Origin of the sequence: Cryobacterium sp. MLB-32 (genome assembly GCF_000738085.1) — a bacterium.
GTDB lineage: Bacteria > Actinomycetota > Actinomycetes > Actinomycetales > Microbacteriaceae > Cryobacterium.
Genome location: NZ_JPRS01000018.1, coordinates 1 through 24,959 on the forward strand (window position 1 = coordinate 1; position 24,959 = coordinate 24,959).

The following is a 24,959-nucleotide window of genomic DNA, read 5'->3' on the forward strand; positions in this document are numbered from 1 at the left end:
CGAGCAACATGACGAATGGGAAGCCGGCGAACGCCGCTACTTCTCCGAAGCTTCGATGCTCGAGCTGACCACAATGAACAACCCCGTCGAGGTCATCGACGAGGCGGTGATCCTCCCCGAACTCGCTGCCGCCTAAACTAAAACAACTGACCTGCACGGTGTCGAGAAACTCCACCACTCAGCGGGACGTGACCCGTTACGATGAACCATGGCTCGAACCGGGTTCCAGGGCGGTACCAGAACGGCTTCCGACACGAGGCATCTGGGCACGCTTGTCGGCGATGGACCTCTGGCGGGCGGGGCACCCGGTGCCCGCATCATTGCACTGTCGACGTGCGCCGTATTCAGCGACACGTCGCTCCTGCGCACATACTGGCGCACGGATCCCGGCGGGATCGACAGCGGTATCCAGGGGCATCTGTATACGAGTCCGGACGACACCTTCATCGTCCGGATGCCGCGGGACACCCGCCGAGCGGTCGATCACCTGTCGCGGTGCCTGGCCGCGAACGCGGAGATCTGGGCCTCGCTCACGGGCATTCGACTTGCCACGTGCGACAGCCGGGTTGTTCTCGCGGCCGATCACGCCTCCGTGGCCACGACACGACTGCCGCCCACCATGAGCTGGCAGGTAGGCACACTCGCGGAGGCCGCTGCGGCCGAGTACCGATCCGGAAACGGCTCACTTCTCGCGTTCGTTCTCGACGAACAGACCGCTGACGCTCTCGGTGTCCGGGACGCCCGGCTGCTCCGACAGGCGCGCCTCACGTCGCTTCTGATGGACAAGAACCACGCCATGACGCTGTTAGAGCGCAGCGGGGTGCCAGCCGCTCACACATATGCACTGACCGAGGCGGAGTGGCTGGCTGGGCGCCTGCGCGACGTTCCCGAGCACAACCGCTATGTGTTCAAGCCCGCCGGCGGTGCCGCCGGAATCGGGGTGTTTTTCGACGCACAGCACGGATCCAGCATGAGCGAGATCGAGGATCATCTGAGGGTACTGGCCAACTCTGGTCGATTGCCGCACCGATTTCAGGTGCAGGAGTTTCTCGCGGGCACACCGCACGGGGTTTCTGCGTACCTCCCCGGCGACGGCACGGCGCATATTCTGGAAGCACACCGGCAGGTGATGGATGCCGCTGGCCGGTGCGTCGGGGCACGATGGACGCCTGACATTGAGTCCGACCAAGTGGATGCAGCGCGTGCCGTCTACCAACGACTCGCGCACGGCGGCCAGCATCCCCTCTCTGGGCTGGTCTGCCTTGACCTCATCGGGGGCCGGGTGATCGAGGTCAATCCGCGGCTCACGGCCTGCGCGCCGATCGCGCATCTCCGTCACGTCGAGGCCCACATCGCGAGCCACCGCGGCGGCGGTTTTCGAATAACTCAGATCGACGTGCACACATCTGTTCCCGTGCCGACGCAGTGCCTCCACGATGGTCGACTGCGAGCGCTCATCGACCGCCTTCAGACCGACTATGGCGTACTCGCACTTCCCCAGGGTCTGAATCCCTTCGGCCCGTGCCGATTCGTCTTCGTGAATGACACTACGTCCGGCACAGCGCAGCAGGTCTTCCTCCGTCAGATCGAACGGCTGGGGCATTCGTGACCGAGCTGATGTCGGCCCGGCGGTTCAGGTCGCCGTTGTCCAGGCGGAGCGGGCCACGTGATCGATGAACATACGGAACCCGATGCGCGCGCCCAGAATTACCTCGTCGCAATCGCCGTCGTCCTCTTCTAATCGACGCAGAGCCAGCAGGGTCGCTTCCCAGGGCCGCGGATGCCCGCGTGTCTCTCCGTCGAGGAACGATGTGGGGACCCGGCCGAGAACCGTCTGGATAGCCGGAGCCAACGCCCGACTGTCCACGGCGCACGCCTCGACGACATAGAGGCACCCCAGCGCCTCCTCGAAGGTGGTCAACTCCGGGGCGGGCACGGCACGGGGTCCCGGAATCATGCCGAGATTGCGAGTGTCCTCACGCAGGAGGTAGGCCCGCTCATGGTCGATGAGTTCAAGCCCGACGCTCCGCCACCGTCCTCGCCACGCCGGCGCATCGAGCCGCGTCTCGATGGCTGAATGCACGGCGAGCAGGCGGGTCAGCAGTCCGGCATAGTCCCCGCGATTATGAACGCTGCTCGGCAGCCCCATCCTCAGCTCCAGGGTGCGGTGGAGGTCCATCGTCTCCTCTCGCAGCCTGCCGGGAAGGTCCGTTCCGCGCTCGGGCGACCGTCCCAAGGCGTAACTGGGCAGCATGGCGGTCACCTCGTTCAGGCGTTGAAGGATGAACTCGATCCAGCGGTCTTCGCTGTGCCGACTCCACACAGCCCCAACTCTGAGCGCCGATCCTGAAAATTGGCTGGCAATTCAGGAGGGCGTTCGCGTTGGTTCGCCCAGCGATCGCCGAGCTGGCACGGATACAGTGACATTATGACGATCAAGGATCTCGACGCCCCCGCCCGGTCGTTCCGATGGTGGCTCAGCGAGGAAGAAGTGGGTCACACTCTTGCGCATCACCGTGGCTGGCGCGTCGCCGATAACGGCAACGTCATGGCGGGCAAGATTGTGAAGAAGCGCATCGCTTCCTCGCTCGTCGAGCTGGGGACGGTGGCGCTTTCCTGCGGCTGGGCGATGCGCGCGCCCGCTCCGCGCAGCGATGGAAGCGGACCGACGCACGTCATGTGGGGCGTCTTCGATGCCCGTTCCGATGCCGAGGTCGCCGCTCAGGTCAAGCTGAGCAGCGCGCAGAACACCGCACACTAACCACGTACGGTGGGGAGGTGGTGACAGAACCGACACGCGCACGGTCCGGTGCGACCGACCCATTTCTCCAATGGAATGGACACGAGCATGGAAGTGCCGACTACCGGCGCTTGCTCGCCGGTCTCTTTTTTGCGGGCATCGCCACGTTCGCGCAGTTGTACTCGCCTCAGGCTGTGCTCTCCCATGTGGCCGGCGACCTCGATGTCTCGGCGGCGGATGCGTCTTTGCTTGTTTCCGCGTCGACCATCGGTCTTGCCGTGGGTGTCATTCCCTGGTCGGTCGTCGCCGACCGGGTGGGACGAGTGCGCGCGATGTCTTTCGCCGTGCTCGCCGCCACCGTGTTCGGCCTTCTCGTTCCGTTCGCCCCGACTTTCTCGCTGCTGCTGACCGGACGATTCTGCGAGGGGCTCATGCTCGGCGGCGTGCCGGCAATCGCCATCGCCTACCTCAGCGAGGAGATCGAACCTCGTCATGCGGCACGCGCCGCGGGCACCTACGTGGCGGGAACCTCCATCGGCGGCCTGCTCGGTCGGTTGGTCGCCGGCCCGGTCGCCGAGCTGTCGAACTGGCGCGTGGGCGTGTTCACCGTCGCCGTGCTCTGCGCCATCGCGGCTGCACTGTTCATCGCCCTCATCCCCCGGCCCCAGGGCTTCGTGCCACGCGGTTCACGGCGGTCGGGGATCGATCCCGGACTCATCACCCTGCTGAAGGCCAACCTGCGCTCCTCACGCATGCTGGCCCTGTACGCTCAGGGTTTTCTGCTGATGGGCGCGTTCGTGGCCCTGTACAACTATCTCGGATTCCGGCTTGCCGCCGATCCGTTCAACCTTCCGCAGGCTCTGATCAGCCTCGTCTTCCTCGCCTACCTCGCCGGCACCTGGTCCTCGGCGCAGGCCGGAGTGCTCGCCGCGAAGCTCGGGCGCTTTCCCGTGCTGCTCACCTCCGTGTCGCTGATGGTCGGCGGCGTGCTTCTCACACTCACCGACGTGCTGGCGTTCGTCCTGGTGGGGGTGTTGTTGTCGACGGCCGGTTTCTTTGCCGCCCACGCGGTGGCGTCCGGCTGGACCGGGACAGAGGCGACGGTGGGCAAGGCCCAGGCCGGATCGCTCTACAATCTGTCGTATTACGCGGGCTCGAGCCTGTTCGGCTGGCTCGGGGGCGTGTTCTTCGGCGCCAGGGGATGGGCGGGAACAGCATGATGGTGGCGGGACTCGTGGCGCTCGCCGGGCTCCTGACGATCCTTCTCCTACGGCCCACGCACAGCTCCGCCGCACCCACACTGACGGTGGATGCGGCGGACTAGCGACGACGAGCGGGGCTATGGGATGTAGTTGAACTCGTCGGGGTTGGGACCGGTCCGCTCATCGCGGTTCAGGCCCGCAATGGCGAGGAGGTCGGCATCCGTCAGTTCGAAGTCGAACAGCGCGAAGTTCTCATCAACTCGGCTGCGGGTGACCGACTTCGGGAAGACAATGTCCCCGCGCTGGATGTGCCAGCGGAGCGTGACCTGCGCCGCGGATTTGCCGACGCGCTCGGCGATGGCTGCGATGACCGGTTCGCTGAGCACGTTGCCCTTAGCCAGCGGCGACCACGCCTCGGTCGCAATGCCGTGGTCGGTGTTGAAGGCGCGCAGGCCGTCTTGGGTGAGGTACGGGTGCACCTCGATCTGGTTGACGGCCGGAACGGTGTCGGTCTCGTCGAAGAGTCGCTGCAGGTGCGACTGCTGAAAGTTGGAGACGCCGATGGTCGATACCCGACCGGTGCGATGCATCTCCTCCATTGCCTTCCAGGTCTCCACGTAGTCGCCGACGGCGGGCATGGGCCAGTGGATCAGGAAGAGGTCCAGGTACTCGAAGCCGAGGGCGTCGAGCGTGCGGTCGAAGGCGGCGAGGGCATCCGCGCGGGCATGGAAGCCGTTGTTCAGCTTGCTCGTGACGTAGACGTCCGAGCGCGCGAGGCCGGATTCGGCGATGGCCTCGCCCACCTCTTTCTCGTTGCCGTACATCTCGGCCGTGTCGATGTGTCGATAGCCGGCCGCCAACGCCGCGAGGGTGGCGGCCTTGGTGTCTTCGGGCGCGATCTGGAAGGTGCCGAAACCGAGCTGCGGAATAACCGAGCCGTCGTTCAGGCTCCGGGTCGGGACATCGAGAGTGGGTGCGTCAGTCATATCGTGAAACTCCTTGATCGGGGTGGAAACGGTGCGGTGGTTGGGGTGTGCGGGTTAGGGCGTGACGACGATCTTTCCCCGGGTATGGCCGAGCATGTTCAGCCGATACGCGTCTGCTGCCTGATCGAGCGGGAAGCTGCGCGCTACCTCGACGGTGAAGGCATGCTCCTCGACCAGGTCGGCCAGCTTCTGCAGGTCCGCCCCGGCGGGGTCGACCCACATCCAGGTGCCACCGTGGGCCTCGACCTCGCCGTCCGCAACGGAGGCATGTCGGCCGCCATCGGCCAGCACGGCGAGGGTCGTGTCGAGGACACCCCCGACGAAGTCCGCCACCACCTGAACGCCCTCGGGGGCCAGAGCCCGCACGCGCTCGGTGAGGCCGTCACCGTACGTGACCGGCTCGGCGCCGAGCTCGCGAAGGTAATCGTGGTTGGCTGCGGAGGCGGTCGCGATCACGCGGGCGCCGCGCGCGGCGGCGATCTGGATCGCGAGGGACCCGACGCCCCCGGCACCACCGTGGATGAGGACCGTGTCGCCGGCCGCTACCTGCAGGCGGGTGAGCACCTGAAAAGCCGTGAGCCCGGCTAGGGGAAGCCCGGCAGACTGCTCCCACGTCAGCGACGCCGGCTTTCTGGCCACGAGTCGTTCCGGCAGGGCGATAAATTCAGCAAAGCTTCCACCGTGAACGTAGTCCTTGCGGCCGTTGGAGATGACCTCATCGCCCACCCGGAACTGCGGGGAATCGACACCGACGGCCTCCACGACACCGGCAACGTCCCATCCGGGAATCACCGGAAAATCACTGTCCAGCATCGTGTCCAGATAGCCCGCCATCACCTTCCAGTCCACCGGGTTGACCGCAGCGGCCTTCACTCGCACCAGCACCATTCCCGGACCCACCTTCGGAACGGGTTGCTCGGTTAGCTCAAGAACATCGGGGCTGCCATATTTGCTGTACGTAATTGCTCGCATGGGGGTAGAAACCACGTCGGACCACCGAGTATTCCGGTCTGCGCATGCTCGGAGGGCACTACCAGCCTCACACCACGGGCTCGGGCTGCTCCATCCGGAGGTGACGCAGCACCGGAATGAGGCGTGGCGCGAACTGGTCCGCGACGGCCAGGCTCGCCTCGGAATAGGCACCCTCGGCATCGAGAAAGTTGATGCAGCCGAGGAATTCGCCCTCGTCGGCGACCACGGCGTTCACGGCCGCCGCCAGTTCCAGAGAATCGAGACCGTCGGAGTGCTCGAAGGCATCCGCGTGGATTCCCCCGCCACCGTCGGCGAGGTAAGAACGCTGGTCGAGCACACACTGTTGCAGCCAGTCGCCACCGAGATCCGTCGAAATGCCGCCGACCTGATACACGTGGGGGCGGCTGGAATACACCCGCACGAGGTCGGCGCTATCCGGGCGCCACAGGGAGACAGTGACCAGTTGGGATCCGACGGCCTGCGCCGCCTCGGTGGCGATCTCGTGCAGATCGTCGATGTCATCGGCGGTCACGGTCAGGTCGGCACGATCTTCACGCACGAGCGGCAGACCGATGAGCGGAATCGCGCCCGTCAGGACCCCGATCACCGGGATCGCTCCGGTGAGCAGGCCAGGCCCGGCCTGCTCGCGTCGCGAGGTGGCTCGGGACAGCATGACGACACCCACGAGGGCCGCACTGCCGCCGATGATTGCCGCCACCGTCGGAACCTCGCCCAGAACCAGCCAGCCGAGGAGGACCGAAATAATGGGCACGACGAGCAGCAGCGAACCGCCCTCGGCGACACTCGTCCGAGCCAACGTCACGTTCCAGAAGGAGTAACCAAGAACGGTACTCAGCACGACGAGAACCACAATGGCCACCCAGAAGGAGGCGGAGATATTCGCCGACGTGGTCTGGAACGTTGCCAGGGGAAGCGTCGCGAGACCACCGACGGCACAGCCCCAGAACACAATCTCCACGGGAGGCACCCGCGCGAAGAGCGGCTGCTGCACGATCAGGAAGATGGAGAGCAGCAGCGCGGCCCCGACGATGAGCAGTGCATTGCCATTGAAGCCGGTCGCGTTCGTGTCACCCAGGGTGATCGTCACGACACCGAGAACGGCGACGAGCATCCCCAGATAGCCGAGTGCCGTGGTTCGCTCGACCAGCACGAAATACCCGAGAATGAAAGCGAAAACCGGTGAGATATTCAGCAACAGACTCGTCGTTCCGGCCGGTACCGTCGTCTGGCCGAGGCCGATCAGCAAACCGTATCCGGCGTACCCGCAGGCGCCGACCGCCAGCATCCGCGGCATATCGCGGCGCTTGAGACTCAGCCCCTGCTTGGTTGCCAGGAGATAGAGGCCGAGAATGAGTGCGCCCCCGAGGTATCTGAGGGTCGTGAGGTCCTGGGGAGCCAAGACCGTGAGTGCTTCCCGGGTGGCCACTTAGGCCGGGGCGCTGGCCAGCACCATGAGAACGTCCGGCCTACGCCACCAATTCTTCACGTCGCGGCCCACTCTCTACAGAGCGCCGGTCGCACCGAACCAACGTTGACGCACCTCGCTGATGCCTATCTGTGTGGCTTTAAACGTAGCGCAGGACGACTGCGAGAATGAACCGGCGGACGGGCGGAAACAGCACGCTCGGTTCGGACTGTTACTCCGAACGCTGAACCGTGGCGCGAGTCAAGTCGAGTCTGCGGAAGCGGATCCACCCATCTCCGGGAGTCGAATAGAGCTGTTCCCGATGACCCGTTTCGTTCTCGTGCGCTTCAAGCGAGGCGACAGCTCGCGACCGCGTCGGATGCACGGTTCGAAATCCGCAATCGTTACACAGCGCGGCGACGACAACGCTCATCATCAGGCACCACCTATTGCTCTTGGTACTTCAATGCTACGTCGCCGCGCAGCGGTAAGGATAGAGCGCGTTGCGGATTGGGCAGCTGCGGGTGGTTGACAGATCGTGAGGTGCGGAGTGATATGACGGGGTGACAACGACAGGCGATCATGGGAACAGCGCGGAGGCGAAGGCGTCCTGCTGCTCGCCGAGTCTCCTGCGCGACGGCGGGCTCCGCACGGAGAGTGCCGTCGTCACCCCGCCATCGAGAGGTGCCGAGCGGCACGCCATCGAGCAGGCCGCCGTCCCTGCCCAGTATTTTCTCATGGGCGATTCGACCGACGCCGGAAACCCCGGCGACGGGGAGGGGCCCGCGCACGAGGTCTGGGTTGACGCCTTCCAGATCGACGCGACCACCGTGACCAACTCAGCCTTCGCACGCTTCGTCGCCGAAAGCGGCTATCGGACCGAGGCAGAGACCTTCGGATACTCGGCAGTGTTTCATCTGGCGCTGGCGGCCGATCCGGAAGACGTCCTCGGCCAGCCACCTCAGATTCCCTGGTGGCTCGGCGTACGCGGTGCTGATTGGCAGCACCCCGGCGGACCGCTCTCAACTCTCGACGGCCGCGGCGAGCATCCGGCGGTCCATGTGAGCTGGAGCGACGCGGCGGCCTACTGCGTCTGGGCAGGACGTCGTCTGCCCACCGAGGCCGAGTGGGAATGTGCGTCTCGCGGTGGTCTGCGGGGCAAGGTCTTCCCCTGGGGCAATGACTGGGGCGACCGCTTTCGCTGTAATACCTGGCAGGGTGTCTTCCCCACGCTCAATACCGTCGACGACGGATGGCTGACCACGGCGCCCGTGCGGGAGTACTCACCGAATCCCTACGGCCTCTGGCAGAGCGTCGGCAACGTCTGGGAGTGGTGCTCCGACTGGTGGGACGAGGACTACTACGCACAGTCTCCCGTGCGAAACCCCACGGGGCCGCGTGACGGCGCGCAGCGCGCAATGCGGGGCGGTTCGTTTCTCTGCCATGACTCCTACTGCAACCGTTATCGGAACTCGGCCCGAGCCTCGAATACTCCCGACTCCTCCGCAGCAAACATCGGGTTCAGAACCGTCGGAATGATGTAAATGAACGCACCCAACGACAGGAGAATCGACATGCCCGTACCGTTCAAAGGCACGATCAATGTGGACATCCGGGATTCCCAGCCGGACTGGTCCCCGTTCGAACCGCCCAAGGCGCCCGACGGGTCACCGAATGTCGTCTACATCGTCTTGGACGACGTGGGTTACTCCGCGATGTCGAGTTACGGGGGGCCGATCCAGACGCCCAATATCGACCGGATATCCCAGGACGGGGTGCGCTACACCCAGTGGCACACGACAGCCCTGTGCTCCCCCACCCGGTCGTGCCTGCTGACCGGACGCAACCACACGCGCAACAGCATGGCGTGCATCACCGAGGCCGCCATCGGTTTTCCCAATGCCAGCGGAACCATCCCGCCCGAAAACGGCATGCTCTCCGAGATCCTCGGGGAACTCGGCTGGAACACGTACATGGTGGGCAAGTGGCATCTGTGTCCGGAAGACGAGATGAACGTTGCCTCAACGCGGCGGAACTGGCCGACCGGCCGAGGCTTCGAGCGCTGGTACGGCTTCCTCGGCGCCGAAACGAACCAGTGGTATCCCGATCTCGTGCATGACAATCACCCGGTCGACCAGCCCGCGCTCCCCGAGGACGGTTATCACTTCTCGGTTGACATCACAGATAAGGCCATTGAATTCATCAAGGATTCCAAGGTCATCGCCCCGCAGAAGCCGTTCTTCCTTTACTACGCACCCGGCGCCGCGCACGCCCCGCACCATGCGCCTCGGGAGTGGTCAGACCGGTACAAGGGCCAATTCGATGACGGCTACGAGGCCATGCGGGAGAAGACCCTGGCACGTCAGAAAGAACTCGGCATCGTTCCCGCCAACACGCAACTACCATCGATCAACCCGATCGGCACCTACGAAACCCGGACGGGGCCGGACGGACTCCCGTTCCCGCTGCTGGACGAGACCCGCCCGTGGGCCTCCCTCTCACCGGACGAGCAGCGACTCTTCAGCCGGATGGCCGAGGTGTACGCGGGATTCCTCTCGCACGCAGACGACCAGATCGGCCGGCTCCTGGACTACCTCGACGACATCGGCGAACGCGAGAACACCATGGTGATCGTCGTGTCCGACAACGGTGCCAGTGGCGAGGGCGGACCGAACGGCTCGGTCAACGAGATGAAGTTCGCCAACGGAATCCCCGATGAGATCGCCGACAACCTCGAGCGGCTCGATGAGCTCGGGGGTGTGCGCACCTACAACCACTACCCGAATGGGTGGGCGATGGCGTTCAATACGCCCTTCAAGATGTGGAAGCGGTACGAATTCAACGGCGGGACCTGCGATCCCTGCATTATCTCGTGGCCCGCCGGTTCCGAGGCACGAGGTGAGCTGCGCACGCAGTACCACCACGCGGTCGACATTGTGCCGACCGTGCTCGATGTGCTCGGTGTCGTTCCGCCCTCACGGATCAAAGGTCACGTGCAGAGCAGATTCGACGGCGTTAGCATGCGGTACAGCTTCGATGACAAAGCCGCGCCGACCACGCGGCGCACCCAGTTCTTCTCCATGCTCGGTTCTCGCGCCATTTGGCACGATGGGTGGAAGGCGATCACCAACCACCCGACGATCAGTGGCTGGAGCCACTTCAACGACGACGAGTGGGAGCTGTACCACACTGATGTCGACCCGGCCGAGGTCACAAACCGTGCTGCCGAGTATCCCGACAAGGTGCGCGAACTGGTCAACCTCTGGTTCGCCGAGGCAGGCGCGAACGAGGCTTTCCCCCTCGACGACCGCTCGGCGCTCGAAATCATGCTCACACCCCGACCGGTGCTGTCCCCCGCGCGCAACCGCTACGTCTACTACCCGAACTCGTCTGAGGTACCGGAGTCTCAAGCAGTCAACATCCGAAACCGGTCCTACGTGATCGGAGCCCTGGTGGACGTTCCCGGAGCGGATTCCGAGGGTGTGCTCTTCGCTCAGGGCTCGCGGTTCGGCGGACATTCCCTGTTTGTCCGGGACAACCGCCTGCACTACGTCTACAACTTCGTCGGCCTGTTCCAACAGACCATCGATGCCTCGGAAGACCTGCCGACGGGAGACAAGATCATCCTGTCCGCGTCGTTCACCAAGGACGGGGAAGATCCGCCTCACGTGTCCACCGGCATCCTCTCGCTCTATTACGGCGACCGGAAGGTGGGCGAGGGGCGAATCAAGACGCAACCCGGCAAGTTCTCCATCGCCGGCGAGGGACTCTGCGTCGGCCGCGACGGCGGTGAGCCCGTGACCGGTCAGTACGCGGGGGGCTCGCCGTGGGCCTTCACCGGAGGCACGATCCACCGCGTCGCGGTGGACGTTAGCGGCGAGCCGTACGTCGACCTCGAACGCGAGGCGCAGGCAATGCTCATGCGTGAGTGATTTCACACCACACCAACGAGGAACGGGGACTGACATGGCCGCTCATCAGAAGGACGAGCCGGAGAACATCGGCGCGGTCGATCAGGCCCGGCGACGGGCATCCGCGATGGCCGCCCTGGAATTCGGGCGGTCATATGAGTTCGATGATCCCCGGCACGAATGGCGGCGACTCTTCTCGGAGTTGCTGGGCACATTCTTCCTCGTTCTCGTGGGCGCGGGCGGCGCCGTGGTGAACGCGCAGTCCAACGGCGCGATCGAGCGCGCGGCGGCGGTCACCGCCCCGGGGCTGATGGTCATGGCGATCATCCTGTTCATGGGGGCGGTGTCCGGCGCTCACCTCAACCCGGCTGTGAGCATCGCGTTCGCCGCACGGGGTGATTTCCCGTGGCGACGGGTGCCCGGCTACATCATCGCCCAGCTGCTCGGGTCGACACTGGCCTGCCTGACTCTGTGGGCGTTGCTCGGCAAGATCGGCGATCTCGGTGCCACGACTCCGGGCACCGGTATCAGCGACACGCAAGCAATGCTCATGGAACTGCTCCTCACGGTGGGGCTCGTCAGCACCATTCTGGGCACGGCTTCCGGGGCCCAGAACGTGGGAGTGTTCGGGGCCCTCGGCGTGGGCAGCTACATCATCCTCGCGGGGCTCTGGTCGAGCCCGATCAGCGGGGCGTCGATGAACCCCGCCCGCTCTTTCGGCCCTGCTCTGGTGCTGCAGGACTTCAGCGGTTACTGGGCGTACGTCGTGGGTCCCCTTGCGGGCGCACTGATAGCCGTTGGCATCGCCTGGATCCTTCGCGGTCCAGGCGGCGATCGAGGGGGAATCCTCGCCGCCCAGGGGCGACTGGACGATGTACGAACGGACTCCGTGCCGGCCGAAAAGGGAGCATCCGACAGCATGCCGTCCGTCAAGCCGGCACCCAGCCGGTCAGACTCGGATACGGACTAGGCGAAGCCCGCCGGCAACGGCCCGTCTGACACGAGGTACAGGCGCTGGGTGGCCCGTGTCATGGCGACATACAGTGCGCCGGCTCCCCGCTCGGAAGCCGCGAGAATGGCCGCGGGGTCGACGACGATCACGGCGTCGAACTCCAGGCCCTTCGCATCGTGCGGCGTGAGCAGGGTGATTTCCCGAGTGAGGCCTACTTCCCCGCGCCCGACAAGGCTGCCGAACTCCGAGTTCAGCTTTTCCTCCACGGCCGTGATCTGGGCCGCGACCACGATGACCGCCAGTGTTCCCTCATGAGGGAGCGAACGGTCTCGGCGGACGGCGTCGCTCACGTCCCGCACGGTTTCCACCGGCCACTCACTCTCTCGCACCGTTCGCGATGCAGTGATCGGGAGGTCGTGTGCCACCGCGACCCGTTCGGCGACCGCCGCAATCTGGCTCGGTGTGCGATAGTTCACGGTGAGTTCTTCGAGGCGCCAGCGGCCCGCCTCGAGGGACGAGCCCAGCACCGGCTGGAGGGCGTCCTTCCAGCTTGCGGCCGCCGCCGCGGAGGCGGCCTGCGCGATGTCACCGACAATGGTGAAGGATCGGCGGGGTCCGCGCCGCAGCAGCAATCGCCACTGCATGGGCGACAGCTCCTGGGCCTCGTCGACGACGACATGCCCGTAGGTCCAGGTGCGATCACGACCGGCGCGTTCCGCCGTCGTGGCCCGTTCCCCCAATTCCGCGAAGCTCTCCGCCAGCGCCTTCGCGTTGACCAGCCCCTTGACCTCCATATTCGAGATGGCGGCTTCGGCATTCTCGATGTCCCGCTTACGCTGCTCCTTGACGGCGCGCCTTTTCGCCTCATCGACGACGTTGTACTCGCCGAGAAGTTCCGCTGCTTCGTCGAGAAGGGGAATATCGGCGATCGTGAAATCCGCACCGCGAGACCGATGCAGGAGGGCGCGTTGCTGCGGGGTCCATTCCGGGGTGATCTGGGCGAGCCACTCCGGGCGAGCGTACAGATCCTTGACGAGTTTCTCGGGCGTCAAAGGAAGCCATGCGGTGTTGAGCGCCACGCGCACATCATCGGCCAAACGCAGGTCCTCCCGCAGCATCGGCAGGTCGGTGTCATCCATCGACCGCCCCTGGGCCTTCAGCTGGGTCAGCCAGTCGCGGGCGAGCGCGCCAAGAGCCGCCTTAGCGAAGGCGACGCGCGCCTCGTTGTGCGGCTTTCCGTTGCCTTGCGCGCGCGAAATGGCATCGGCGACGAGCTGCGGACGCAGGGTGATTGCGTCGCCGTTCACCACCAGCCGCTGGGGGTGGGCGGGAGCCTTCTGGCGCGAGCGCACCGCCCGGGCGATCAGGTCGGCCATGATCGTCTGGCCTTTGAGCGCTGCCACTGCAGGAGCATCCTCGATCGTCGCTTCCACCCCCGGAAAGAGCTGGCCGACGGAGGTCAGAACGACACCGGTCTCGCCGAGCGACGGCAGCACGTTCTCGATGTACTGCAGAAACGACCGCGACGGTCCCACGATCAACACGCCGGAATCGCGCAATCTGTCGCGGTGCGTGTACAGAAGATATGCCGCGCGATGGAGCGCGACCGCGGTTTTCCCGGTACCCGGGCCACCCTGCACGACGAGAACTCCCGGCAGGTCGGAGCGGATGATGCGGTCCTGCTCGGCCTGGATCGTCGACACGATGTCGTTCATGTGACCGGTTCGTTGGGCGGTGAGCGCCGTCAACAGCGCCCCCTCGCCCTGATGCAGGGTGGCATCGGCATTCTCAAGCAGGGAAGCGTCGAGAATCTCGTCTTCAATGCGCACGACGCTGCGCCCCTGCGACAGAAGGTGGCGTCGGGACCGGGCCCCGAGAGGGGTCGCGGCGGTAGCCTGATAGAAGGGACTAGCCTGCGGTACACGCCAGTCGAGCAGGAGCGGGTGAAGATCGGCATCCCGCAAGCCGACCCTGCCGATGTACCGATAAACGGGTTCGCCGGTCGTTTCGTCCGGTGCCGTCTCGAGACGTCCGAACGCCAGGCGGTCGTCGACCTCCCGGAGCTGAACGATGCGGTCCTCATAGAGCCGCGCGAAGTTGTCTCGCTCGGAGCGCGCCTGATGGTTGCCGCCCACGTCGAGTCGCCGAATGGCCGTCAGTTGTTCCTCGGCTTCACGCTGCAGGGCATCAAGTCGTGCATAGAGAATCGCGACGTAGTCCTGTTCACGCACAAGTTCCTGGTCGACCACTCAAACTCCCCTAAACCGAAAGTACTAGTTTAGACGCGGTGCCGAGAGTCTCTCCCGCAGTCGAATCGTGATGAACAGCATCGTGGCCGCGAGAACCTGCAACACGGCAACCACGGCCATGAGCAGACCCACCCGGTTGTAGAGCGCTCCGGCGAGGATGCCGCCGCAGAGCGCCGCTCCCCCCTCGAAGGCCGCGAAGATCCCGTAGGCGGTGCCCCGTCGCACCGAGGGAATCAGGTCGGCCACCAGGGCCTTGACGGTGGATTCCTGGATACCGGACGCCATGCCCGCGATCACGGTTCCGACAACAACCGCACTCAACTGCACCGAGAGCGCCAGGCCCGGCACGCAGCAGATGAGGGCGGGAAGGGCGAAAAGCACGCGCGCTCCCCACTTGTCGTAGGCGTATCCGCTGATCAGGGCGGCGAGGGCCGCCGCGCCCATGGCCGCCGCGTAGACCAGAGGCACGGCGGCGACGTTCAGGAGTCCTGCGTCTATCAGGTGGAAGGAGATCACGCCGAAGCTCACGAGGCCCGCCGTGGACAGGCTCACGGACGTCGCGAGCAGGTAGAACGTGGTCGGCAACCTCCGAACGGTACCGGGCACCGGCTCTGGTTCCGCGGCGCGGTCGTCGGCTCTCTCGTAGATACTCATGTCGGGGACCCGCGCCCGGATCCACAGCAAGAGCCCCATAGCCAGCGCCCCCGGGACGACCATGAGCGCAAATGCAGGCGAGAGCAACCCGGTGGCGGCGATGACGCCCGCCACGATCAGCGGCCCCAGCAGGGAGCCCACCTGATCGAGTGACTTGTGCACGGCAAATCCCCGGCCTCGTCCTACCGCGCCGGCCGCGTTGGCGAGCAAGACCGTCTTCGCCGGGCTTCGCACGGCCTTGCCCGTGCGTTCCAGCAGAATGAGCGCACTGGCTAGTACGAGTCCCGCCGAGCCGACGAGTGGCGTCACGGCCAGCAGGGGCACGCACACCGCCGTAAGCAGGTAGCCCGCCAGAGTGAAACCCCAGTACCGTCCCGTTCGATCGGAAATCGGTCCGGAGACGAGCCTGAACGCCAGTGCAATCCCCTCGCCGAGGCCGACAATCACACCGACGACGAAGGCAGATGCACCCAGCTGGCCGAGCAGAGGGCCGAAGATGGACTGTGCGCCGTTCGAGGACAGGTCCACAACGAGGCTGACGACCCCGAACCCCATCACGACTCGCCAGGCCGACCACGGCGGGGTCTCCGGGCGTGGTCCCCCGGCGTCCGGTGCGGTCATGGAGCCTCCCGTCAGGTCAGATCCAGTCGTTGCGTTTGAACAGAGCGAACAGCAGTGCGGACAGGCCGATGATCACGGCGGTGGAGGCATAGAAGCCGTCGATCTGGGCAAACCCCGGGTAGGGCACGTTCTGACCGTAGAAGCCGGTGATCGCCGTGGGTACGGCGATGATGGCCGCATAGCCGGTGACCTTTTTCGTGATGACGTTCAGCCGATTACCCTGGATTGCCAGGTTTGCCTCAAGGATGCTTGTCGCCAGGTCACGCAGGCTGTCCGTCCACTCCATGACGCGGAGCACGTGGTCATAGACGTCCTGAAAGTACGGGCCCATTTCGTCCATCTGCATGTGCAGGTCGCGGCGGAGCAGCGTGTTCACGACCTCGCGCATCGGGAGTATGACGCGCCGCAACACGACCAAACTCTTGCGCAGTGTGAAAGAGCGTTGCTGAACCTCGGTCTGGTTGGATCTGGGGAGGAACAGAAGGTCTTCGAGTTCTTCAATTTCTTGGTCGAGTGCCTCGACAGCCTCGAAGTAACCGTCGACCAGCACATCGAGAAGGCCGTGCAGGAGGAAGGCCACGCCGTTTTTGGCCAGATCCGGGGAAGAATCCCATCGTGCCACGATCGCAGCCAGATCGAAGTTCTCGTCCTTGTGCACCGTGACCAACGCCCGGTCGGTGATGAACGCCGCAATCTCCTTCGTGGTGACAAGCGCGGTTCCGGGGTCGAAGCCGACCGAATAGGCCGACAGAAAGAGGTGGTCGGGATATCGGTCCAGTTTGGGCCGTTGGCGCAGGGTGAGTGCGTCTTCGACCGCCAGCTCATGGAGTCCCAGTTCCTCGGCCAGACGGGCGAGGTCCGCACGATCCGGCTGGCACAGGTCGACCCAGATGACCGTGTCCGGGGCTGCCAGATGCTCAGACACCTCCGCTAGGTCGAATCCTTCGTCGATCAGGGTACCGTCGCGATAGCAACGCGTTGTGAAGTTGAGCACGATTGAGTAAATCAGCTTTCTCGATTCGGCACACGTCAGGAGATGTCCTGATTGCGTCGCTGAGCCTTCTCCTTTTTCTCCATCACCTCAAGGGGAAGGTTTTTGGAGAACAGGAGCGCGATAACGGAGAGCAGGGCCAGGGCGAAGAAAGAGACACGAAGCGAGGACACCTGGGAATCGGCATAGATGGTTTCCAGCTCCTGGGACTGATCGGCCGTCAGCCCCGCTGATTCGCCGATACCGGCGACGCTCGTCACCGGGACGATGGCGATACCCGCCTGGCTGGCGGTGTTGACCTGCGATTTCGCGCTCGCCGGAAGGTCGCTCGCGTCGACCGCGCCGACAAATGACGTGGCCAGTGCGGCGATGAGCACTGAACCGATCAGGGCCGTTCCGAGGGAGGAACCCAGGTTTTGGAAGACCCCCTGCACTCCACCGACCTCGCTTGTTTCGTCTTCTCCCACGCTCGACATGTTCACGTTTCCGAGTTGGGACGCGAGCAGCCCCAGACCGGAACCGGCCAGGAACATGCCCGTGCCGAAGAGAGCACTCTTCACCTCGAGGGAGACCGAGCCGAGGAGGGCAATCGACCCAGCGACCAGAATGAGCTGTCCGATGCGCACTATGCGCCGCGGCGAGAACCGGGTAGACAGCCTCGTCCCCACGATCGAGAAGAGGATCAGTGCGATCGACAGCGGGAAGATCTTCAATCCGGTATCGAGAGCGTTGAGCCCCAACGTCATCTGCAGGTAGACCGGGATGATGAAAAACAGCCCGGCGGTAATCGCATATTGTGATGCCAACACCGTGAGCCCCGCGCGCAGGCGAGTGATGGAGAAAATCTCCACGTTGACCAGTGGCGCGCGGTTGGTCTCGACCAGATGACGTTGGCGCTCGAAGAACATCCACAGCAACAGGCATCCGCCGACGATCAGGTAGGGCACAAGGGACAGACCCAGTGGTTCGATCGGAACCCCGTTGATTTCCGGCGCGTTCTTGGGCAAGATCCAGCCCCAGGTCTTGCTCTGGAGCATTCCGAACACGATGAGCACAAGACCTGTGGCCTGCAGCAGCACGCTCGGAACATCGATCGTGATCTGCTGGGGCTTGCTCGTGTCGCTGATGCGCCGGGCGAGCAGCAGCACCACCGCCATGATGACAACTTCTCCGGCAAACACGTATCGCCAGCTGAGATAGGTGGTCACATAGCCACCGATAAGGGGGCCGGCGGCGACGGCGGCGCCCGACACAGCACCGATGGCCGCGTAGGCGGTCGCACGCTCGCGGCCGGTGTAGTTGTTTGCGATCAGGGCCGCGATGGCCGGTATGACGAGCACAGCGCCGAGTCCCTCAATGATGGACCAGCCGATGAAAAGCACCGCAATATTGGGGCTCAGCGCTGTGGTCAGCGATCCGCACGCGTAGACGATCCCGCCGATGACGAACGCGCGCCTTCGGCCCCAGATATCGCCGAGCTTCGCACCGAGCAGCATCAGTGCCGCCATGGTGAGTGTGTAGAACGTGATCGCGGTCTGCATCGCTCCAACGGTCGTGTTCAGGTCCGCGACGACCGTTGAAATGGAGACATTCATCACCGTGCTGTCGAGGACCATGACGAACTGGGCACTGCCCAAAATGCTGACCGCGGTCCAACTTTTCATGACTTCACACTCAATCTGGCCCGATCGCCGGTTTGTGCGGATGGCAGCGAAAGTAACCTGCCTCATTTGCGCCGAGTATGCACCCATCCGGGTTCAGATGTGTGAATTCACCCCATCGCGCGCGCGCCCGAGTCCGTCTATTGTGTGCGCGTGGGACGAATCATCTGGAAACGAAGCGCACTGCTCTGGTTGCTCGCGCTCGCCATCATGGCCGGCTTCCAATGGTGGAGGGGCGCCCGGGTCGACGGTCTTCTGTTCACGCTCGCGGTCGCCCTCGTCCTCGTTGATCTTGTCAAAGGAAGCCCCGTGGAACCCTTCATCCGGCGAAGGATCCTTCCCCGCGGCGTGATCGTCGCGTGTGCCGCGATCGTCGGTGTCATCCTCACCGTCACCCCGCGCAACGGATGGCTCGACCTCGTGGGTGTTCTCATTGCCGGCGCGGGGGTCATGTTCCTGGCGTGGTCACCGCAGCCGACTCGGGACGTACGACCGGACGCCGCGGTGCATCGGTCATCCACTATTTGGGCCCTGCTGGCAATATCCCTGTGCGTGTGGGAGGCCCTGGCCCTGGTGATCAGCGCTACCTCGCCCTTGGCCGCGACCTATGCACTCCAAGCGTTTCCCACGGTCTCGGTGTTGTTGGACCCTCTCTTACGCTCGGGGGTTGGGCAGGTGTTCTTCGTGGGGTGCTGGCTCCTGACCGGTCTCGGCCTTCTCCGCCTCTGGAGTCGGCCATGACGCGGATCATCATGATCGGCGGCTACCTCGTGATCGTGACCGCGATGCTGGTGCTGGAACTCTACGCGCGGCGCAAACCAGACGACGTGGCCCCGCTGTCGGACATGCTCGCCGATGCGATGGCCTCGCGCACCATTCGCATCGGTCTCATCTCCGCGTGGTGGTGGTTCGGCTGGCACTTCTTCTTCTCACAGACCATGTGACATCGTGACATCAGGTCAGCGTTGCGGGGCGCCTACCCTGACGCTCCAAGGGGCGTGATGTACGAATAACCCGTGCGGGTGTTCTTCGTCACGGACAACACGAGCTCCATGTGCGGTTCGAGGGCGGTCACCTTGTCGAGCGGGGAGCCGATGATGAGCTGGAAGCCGAGGCCCTTCCAGGCGGCGACGGCCCGGCCCGCGAACTCCGAGTCCGACTTCACAAATCCCTCGTCGAGGAAGACCGGCGCGAATCGGGGCCGGGTGCGACTCTCGTCCCCGAGCTGGAAACGCAGTGCGGCGCCCACGACGAAGGCCACGAGTTCCTGAGATTCACCACCGCTCTTGCCGCCGAGGGACGAGTACGTACTCACTTCCTCGCCCTCCGGCGTCATGCGGACCGCGGTGATTTCCACATGCTTGCGCACGTCCAGAAGCAGATCCCGCTGCGATGGCGTTTTCGAGTCGGTTTCCGGCCTGCGAATGAGGTTCATGAACGCCTGCAAGCGGATGAAACGATCTTCGGTCTGCTCGTCGGTGAAATCTTCCGTCGCACCGGACGACAGGAGCCGAAGCTCCGTGCGAAAGGCGCTCGAATCGTCGCGGTGGAGTCGGCGCAGCGAGATCTTCAGTCGATCGCGTCCCGCGCCGAACGGCAGGGTCGTGAGGATCTCGTTGATGGGCCGCAGCCGGTCCTCGATCTCCTCGATCGAGCTCGTGAAGGCCCCGGTGAGGGGTACCAGGTCCTGACCGCTCCAGGCGGCGAGGCGGCGTTTCCATTCCTGGCGGCGCTCGTGCAGCCCCAGTGTGTACACGGCATCGAGAATGTCCCGATAGCCCGTGAACGAGTCCATCGAGACACCGATGTTGGGGTCGGGCCACCGGCTCTGGAAGGTCTCGAAGATTCGGAGGAGAGAATCGCGCGCGCCCGTCGCCCGGTCTCGGTCACGTGCGCCTTGTTCGGTCAGGCGGTCCTGCAGCCGCCTCACCCCGCCGTCGAAGGCCGCGAGGTCGTGCAGATCGCTGACCATGGCGAACTGCTCGTCCAGATGCGCGGCATTCTCGATCGACAGGGTCACCGCTTCTCCCCGCTCGATCCTGTCGAGCGCGTCGCTCACAGCGTCCTGGGAATCCACGATGCGAGCTTGCTCGGCGGCCAGCACCTCCGCGGTGCGTTCTGTGGAGTGCTTCAGTTTCTGTGCCGACTCCAGTTCGACGACGAGCCGCTCTTCCTGTTCCTTCAAGCCGCGCAGGATGTCGCTGCTCGCCAGCATCCGCTGCAATTCGGCGGACTTCTCGACGATTCGAGACTCGGCGCCGGCTTCATCGATGGTGGTCCACAGCGCATCGATGATGAACCGGTGCGCGAGCGTGCTGCTGTGCAGGGCGGCGATCTCGTCGCCCAGCGCGGCGGCCTGGCGGGCGAGAGCGTCCGCCGCGCGGGTCAGGTCGAGGAGTTCGGCGTCGATGTCGTCGAGGCGGGCACGGCTGGAGAACCCGATAATGGACTTCTGGTCCTTGTTCCACCCGTGTGCGCCGCGGGCTCCGTTGCGGGTTTGGCCACTCGGAGTGACCCGCGGGCCGTCCCCGGCCAGGTCCGCCGGCGCGTCGACGCACAGCGCGTCCAGGCTCGATGAGTGCACGCGATCCTGCACCCAGCCGCTGAAGGGCGAGTCCTTGTGCACGAGTTTGCCCGAGACGAAGCGCGTGTCGCGGGCGACCGGCGCGAACGGTTCGAGGGCGACTCCTTCAAAGTGGATGCGCACGGGAATGCGCAGCGGATCGATCGCCTCGCTGAGCGCGCGCAGCCGCGTCTCATCGACGAGCAGCACGCGCACGACGGACCCGAGGGTGACTTCGGCGGCGTGCCGCCAGGCGTTTTCCTCGGGGGCCAGGTCGATGAGTTCAGCAACGAACGGCAATTCCTCGGCGGGAATGCCGGCCGCCTCGGCGATCATCAGGCGTGCGTTGTGCAGGTGTTGCGGAACGAGGCTTGCCCGCCCGCTGAGGAAAGCGTGCTCCTGCTTGAGCGCACGAATCTGCTCTTCAATCGGGTACGACCGCGCGTGCACTGCTGAGCGCTGCTCATCAAGGGTCTGCTCGGCCGCGACCGAGCCCGCCAGAAAGGTTTCGGAGACCCGCTGGCCCTGACGGAATTCCGGTTCGGTGTCGAATGAGACGGCCAGGTCACGGATGCGGTCCTCAAACTTGACACGGTCCGCACGCACGTCGTCGCGCCTGTCGCCCAGCCGGCCCAGTTCGGTCTGCAGGCTGACCAGCGCGTCGCCGCCGTTGTCCCGCTGCTGGCGCTGGACGTCGGCGACTCGCGTCTTCAACTCGGCCTCAGTGTCCCGGCTGCGGGTGAGTTCGAGGTGGCCGTCCTGGCGCTCCACCCGGTTGGCGTCAGAGGCCTGCTCGAGAAGACGGCGTTCGGTCTGAAGCTTCCAGAGGATGAACGGGGTATCGCCCGCGCGGTGCACCCCGAAGGTATCGATCAAATCCGCCTGGGCGGCCGCCGATTCGAAGTCACGGTGGAGATCGGGCAGGCGCTCCAGAACCGTGGCCTTCTGCGCCTCGGTGACCATCGCACCATAGGAACGTTCAAGGTCTTCGAAATGGTCGACAGCCTTGTCGGCTGCGGCGTACGTCGTTGGTTCCTCGAGGACCATCGATTTGTAGAGTCCATCGACGGTCTTGACCTGCTGGCCTGCCTGGATGCGGGCGAGGAGCCGGAGGGCTTTTCCTCCCTCGCCGTTGGCGCCGATGCCGAGCCGCGTGTACAGAGTCTGGGCAAACGCCGCGTAGGTGTCGAACACGTCCAGGTCGGGAAAGCGCGTCTTCATCGCGCGCTTATCGAACCGGGACTCGGTGAGCTCTGCGAGGTCTCGCAGGTCAAGCCATCCGTCCGTTGTCGCCATCTTCATGGCGATGTCCGCAAACTTGTGGGCGCCTCGCGGCACGAAATATGCCCGCAGCACGGTGAACCGGCGCTGGTTGTCATCGCGGAAGGTCATCGCGACCGCGCCCCAGGTGGCTGAATCCGCTCCACGCAGCACCTGATCCCGCAACCGGCCGGTGTCGGCCTCTCGAGTGGAGTCGGTCTTACCCAGTAGGTATGTCATCAGGTTGCGCTGGTCGACGCTGCGCGCCCGGCCGGCGCCGGCATCGTTTGACGCGCCGTTGAAAGGGGTATCCGATGACATCATCAGCGCCAGGTAGGCATCGAGCAGGCTGCTCTTACCGGTACCCGACGCGCCGGAGACGAGCGTCGCGCCGGAAGCAAAGGCGACCTCGTGGTGCCCGTGGAATCCGCCCCAATTGACCATCTGGAACGATTCGGCGCGCCACTGCGTGGTGCCTTCGGTGGACCCGTCGATATAGAAGAGGGGGGAATCGCTCATGACAGGCTCTCCAGTTCCAGCGCGTCAGGCGCGTCTATGTGTGGCGCATCTATATCGGACCGAGCACTGCCGGACGGTGCCGGATCGGCGTTCTGAGCCACCAGCCATTCGAGCAGCTCCGCCAGGCGTTCCACGGGCAGCAGCACCTCGATCACCGCGGAGATTCGAAAGCGATCGGCGTCGCTCGTCTTGAGCAGCACCCGTGCCTTGGCCAGACTGTCGACGGCGGCGGCGGCGCGGCGCGCGTCCCCCGAACGGTCCGTGGCGTTCTCAGGGCGAAAGTGCGCGACGTTCTCGACGAGGTTATCGCGATCGACGATGACGATGTCCTGACCGTTCGCGCGCTCGCTGCGGAAGCGCTGGCGCAGGAGAACGAGCAGAATCGTCTCCTCTCGGGAATAGGACACATCATGAAGCAGTGTCGGGAAGCGGTCTCCACCTTCGGCCACCGCCTGGCGCTTGTACGCGATCTCGTAGTGCAGGTCGATATGCAGATCGAGGAATACATCGTTGAGCCGGGACTTGAGCAGGCTGCGCGAACGCAGCAGGATGCGCCATTCGGCCGGCTGCAAGGCGGCAGAGATGTAACGGTGCTTCATCAGCAACACGAGCGTCTTGCGCTGGTCGATGGTGAGTCCGCCTTCGTCACCCTCGAACAGCGAGAAATTTTCGGAAGGAGTGTCGGAGTCGGTCTCGCCGACAGGAGCGTCAGTCATCGTCAGATCCAGAGTTCAGGGCGGCCAGCGCCGCGGTTTCGTGCCCATTCAAGATGATCCGAGGAACCAGGAAGCTGTGACGAGAACCGTCGGGCCGCAGGGTATCGAAGGTTTCGAGCGTGTCCGCCCGGTGGACGGCGTCAAGCTGGGTGGCCATCTGCAGCATTCCGAGGATCTCGACCGGACGCCGCAGCTCGGCCGCGAAGCCATTGAACGCCTCGCCGACAGATGCCGCCTCCCCGTTCGAGAACGCGGTCACCAGTGCCTGCCGCAGTTCCTCAAGCAGCGGGCCACCCTGCTGGCGCATGTCGTGGAGGCTTGCCGGCTGCGGGGCATCCGCCGAGACATCCTCGAGTCCGGGCGGGGCCAGGTGCGCGCCCGGATCGTAGAACCGCTCGCGCAGATGCTCAACGTCGAGGGTCCCGGGCATCAGCTCGGCCGTCACCGTGGAGCGCGGACCGGCCGTCTGCATCCAGGTCGCCAGCTCCCGGTTGATCTCGCGCAGGAGGCGCTCGAGCTCGCGGTCCTTGACCACGTCGTGGTTGACGATGTGCTCGCGCAGGGTCGTGGTCAGACCGTTGCGCTGTGTCAAAACGTCATCGATCCCCTTGCGAATGAGACTGACCGTCCCCATGAAGCTGCGCCGGTCGTGCGCGCTGAGTTCCAGGGCGAAGGGATGCAAGAGAATGGTCTCGAGGTCGTTCTTCAGCTCCTGGATCAGCGCGTCATTGCGCAGCAGGGCGAAGGCCCCCTCGAAAGCGCGGCCCTCGGGAGTCGACGACATGAGGGCATCCGTTTTCGTCAAATACTCGTCAAGCACCTCAGAGATGGGGCGTTCCTCACCTCGGAAATCATTGACGATCTGCCGGTGCATGCCCGCGACGGACTCTTCGACGCGCTTGAAGTCGCTCGGTAGCTGGTTGATCAGGTCTATCAGGTTGGCGTACCCCTCGTGCATTTGATCGTTCGAGACCGCCGCGATCTCGCCCCCCTGCGCGAGTCGCTCCCGCTCACTTGCCTTCTCGGCAATCTCGAGATCGAGGCGACGGATGCGCTCCTCGCGGTCGGGGTTAGCCTGCGTGGCGCGGTGGCGCACGGTGTCGACGATGGTGGTGAGGCGGCTTTCGCTGATGAGCGCGCGGTCCCTGGACAAACTGGCCACGAGCAGGAGGGCTTCCAGGGCGTGGGACGTGAGAGAGTACTGCTCATCGCCGCCATCCCCGGTTTCGCGATACAGCCATTGGTCGTTCATCCACTGCACGCAGAGGGCGCGGCCGTTCTTGGTCGGTACCTCGGTGCCGACCGACCTCAGATCGGCCAGATAGGCGTCGACTTGGGCGTGCAGAAGGTCGGCTTGCACACTGCGTCGGTCACGGCTGAACGACGACGCGAAGACCGCCAGCACGAACGGCGCCCACTTGCGATCGAGAAGACGCAGCGTGGGTTTGTCGAAGGCCTCGCGCACCCGCGCCAGCTCACCCGCAATATCGCTCACGTGGTTATTCCTTTCCAAGACCTCATCAACCGTAGTCGTCC

Annotated in this window: 19 protein-coding genes; 8 read left to right on the forward strand and 11 right to left on the reverse strand. The window is 64.8% G+C overall.

The genetic code is table 11. The features are described 5' to 3' along the window. Positions 1–208: 208 nt before the first annotated feature. Positions 209–1,609 (forward strand): ATP-grasp domain-containing protein, encoded by a 1,401-nt coding sequence (locus tag JF66_RS03750; protein ID WP_035875425.1) that lies wholly within the window; start codon positions 209–211, stop codon positions 1,607–1,609. Positions 1,610–1,633: 24 nt separating this feature from the next. On the opposite strand, the gene JF66_RS03755 is transcribed toward JF66_RS03750, so the two are convergent. Next, complete coding sequence (locus JF66_RS03755; RefSeq protein ID WP_035875428.1) at positions 1,634–2,323, reverse strand: biliverdin-producing heme oxygenase; 690 nt, start codon at positions 2,321–2,323, stop codon at positions 1,634–1,636. A 105-nt stretch (positions 2,324–2,428) separates the two neighbouring features. Between JF66_RS03755 and JF66_RS03760 the strand changes: the two genes are divergently transcribed. Together JF66_RS03760 and JF66_RS03765 are read left to right on the forward strand one after the other, a co-directional pair. Then, positions 2,429–2,761 (forward strand): hypothetical protein, encoded by a 333-nt coding sequence (locus JF66_RS03760; RefSeq protein ID WP_035875430.1) that lies wholly within the window; start codon positions 2,429–2,431, stop codon positions 2,759–2,761. 20 nt (positions 2,762–2,781) lie between these two features. Next, a complete protein-coding gene (locus JF66_RS03765; protein WP_231556283.1) occupies positions 2,782–3,960 on the forward strand; it encodes an MFS transporter in 1,179 nt (392 codons plus the stop codon). A gap of 119 nt (positions 3,961–4,079) precedes the next feature. On the opposite strand, the gene JF66_RS03770 is transcribed toward JF66_RS03765, so the two are convergent. From JF66_RS03770 to JF66_RS03780, 3 genes are all read right to left on the reverse strand, one after another. Continuing rightward, entirely contained in the window at positions 4,080–4,928 is an 849-nt protein-coding gene (locus JF66_RS03770; protein WP_035875432.1) for an aldo/keto reductase, read from the reverse strand. Between the two features lie 54 nt (positions 4,929–4,982). After that, positions 4,983–5,900 carry an NADP-dependent oxidoreductase gene (locus tag JF66_RS03775; protein WP_035875433.1) on the reverse strand — a complete coding sequence of 306 codons (918 nt, stop codon included), beginning with the start codon at positions 5,898–5,900 and terminating at the stop codon, positions 4,983–4,985. Positions 5,901–5,967: 67 nt separating this feature from the next. Then, entirely contained in the window at positions 5,968–7,347 is a 1,380-nt protein-coding gene (locus JF66_RS03780) for a DMT family transporter (protein WP_035875434.1), read from the reverse strand. A 542-nt stretch (positions 7,348–7,889) separates the two neighbouring features. On the opposite strand from JF66_RS03780, the gene JF66_RS03785 reads away from it, so the two are divergent. From JF66_RS03785 to JF66_RS03795, 3 genes are read left to right on the forward strand one after another with little or no spacing between them, the layout of a single operon-like run. Then, positions 7,890–8,870 (forward strand): formylglycine-generating enzyme family protein, encoded by a 981-nt coding sequence (locus JF66_RS03785; protein ID WP_081882124.1) that lies wholly within the window; start codon positions 7,890–7,892, stop codon positions 8,868–8,870. Positions 8,871–8,900: 30 nt separating this feature from the next. After that, the gene (locus JF66_RS03790) at positions 8,901–11,258 is read left to right on the forward strand and encodes an arylsulfatase (protein WP_035875436.1); all 2,358 of its coding nucleotides are present in this window, start codon (positions 8,901–8,903) and stop codon (positions 11,256–11,258) included. A 34-nt stretch (positions 11,259–11,292) separates the two neighbouring features. Next, the gene (locus JF66_RS03795; RefSeq protein ID WP_081882125.1) at positions 11,293–12,207 is read left to right on the forward strand and encodes an MIP/aquaporin family protein; all 915 of its coding nucleotides are present in this window, start codon (positions 11,293–11,295) and stop codon (positions 12,205–12,207) included. Here JF66_RS03795 and JF66_RS03800 read toward each other — a convergent pair. Genes JF66_RS03800 through JF66_RS03815 form a run of 4 tightly spaced genes read right to left on the reverse strand, consistent with a single transcriptional unit; the run spans position 12,204 to position 18,368 of the window. Further along, positions 12,204–14,438, reverse strand: a complete 2,235-nt coding sequence (locus JF66_RS03800) for an ATP-binding domain-containing protein (RefSeq protein WP_035875437.1) — start codon at positions 14,436–14,438, stop codon at positions 12,204–12,206. The genes JF66_RS03795 and JF66_RS03800 overlap by 4 nt on opposite strands. Before the next feature lie 24 nt (positions 14,439–14,462). Continuing rightward, complete coding sequence (locus JF66_RS03805; protein WP_035875439.1) at positions 14,463–15,713, reverse strand: MFS transporter; 1,251 nt, start codon at positions 15,711–15,713, stop codon at positions 14,463–14,465. Positions 15,714–15,729: 16 nt separating this feature from the next. After that, on the reverse strand, positions 15,730–16,707 hold the full coding sequence (locus JF66_RS03810) for a magnesium transporter CorA family protein (protein WP_035875441.1): 978 nt from the start codon (positions 16,705–16,707) through the stop codon (positions 15,730–15,732). Positions 16,708–16,742: 35 nt separating this feature from the next. Then, positions 16,743–18,368, reverse strand: coding sequence for an MFS transporter (locus JF66_RS03815; RefSeq protein WP_035875444.1), 1,626 nt, complete (start codon positions 18,366–18,368; stop codon positions 16,743–16,745). Positions 18,369–18,518: 150 nt separating this feature from the next. On the opposite strand from JF66_RS03815, the gene JF66_RS03820 reads away from it, so the two are divergent. Both JF66_RS03820 and JF66_RS03825 read left to right on the forward strand, forming a co-directional pair. Next, positions 18,519–19,106: a hypothetical protein gene (locus JF66_RS03820; protein WP_156109636.1), complete on the forward strand. Its 588-nt coding sequence runs from the start codon at positions 18,519–18,521 to the stop codon at positions 19,104–19,106. Beyond that, positions 19,103–19,309, forward strand: a complete 207-nt coding sequence (locus tag JF66_RS03825; RefSeq protein ID WP_035875446.1) for a DUF6186 family protein — start codon at positions 19,103–19,105, stop codon at positions 19,307–19,309. The genes JF66_RS03820 and JF66_RS03825 overlap by 4 nt, the downstream gene beginning before the upstream one ends. A gap of 32 nt (positions 19,310–19,341) precedes the next feature. Here the strand turns inward: JF66_RS03825 and JF66_RS03830 are convergent, their stop codons facing one another. Genes JF66_RS03830 through JF66_RS03840 form a run of 3 tightly spaced genes read right to left on the reverse strand, consistent with a single transcriptional unit; the run spans position 19,342 to position 24,918 of the window. Continuing rightward, positions 19,342–22,707, reverse strand: coding sequence for an ATP-binding protein (locus JF66_RS03830; protein ID WP_051973089.1), 3,366 nt, complete (start codon positions 22,705–22,707; stop codon positions 19,342–19,344). Further along, a complete protein-coding gene (locus JF66_RS03835) occupies positions 22,704–23,423 on the reverse strand; it encodes a DUF4194 domain-containing protein (protein WP_051973090.1) in 720 nt (239 codons plus the stop codon). The genes JF66_RS03830 and JF66_RS03835 overlap by 4 nt, the downstream gene beginning before the upstream one ends. After that, entirely contained in the window at positions 23,416–24,918 is a 1,503-nt protein-coding gene (locus JF66_RS03840) for a DUF3375 domain-containing protein (protein ID WP_051973091.1), read from the reverse strand. Before JF66_RS03840 ends, JF66_RS03835 begins: the two co-directional genes overlap by 8 nt. Positions 24,919–24,959: the final 41 nt, after the last annotated feature.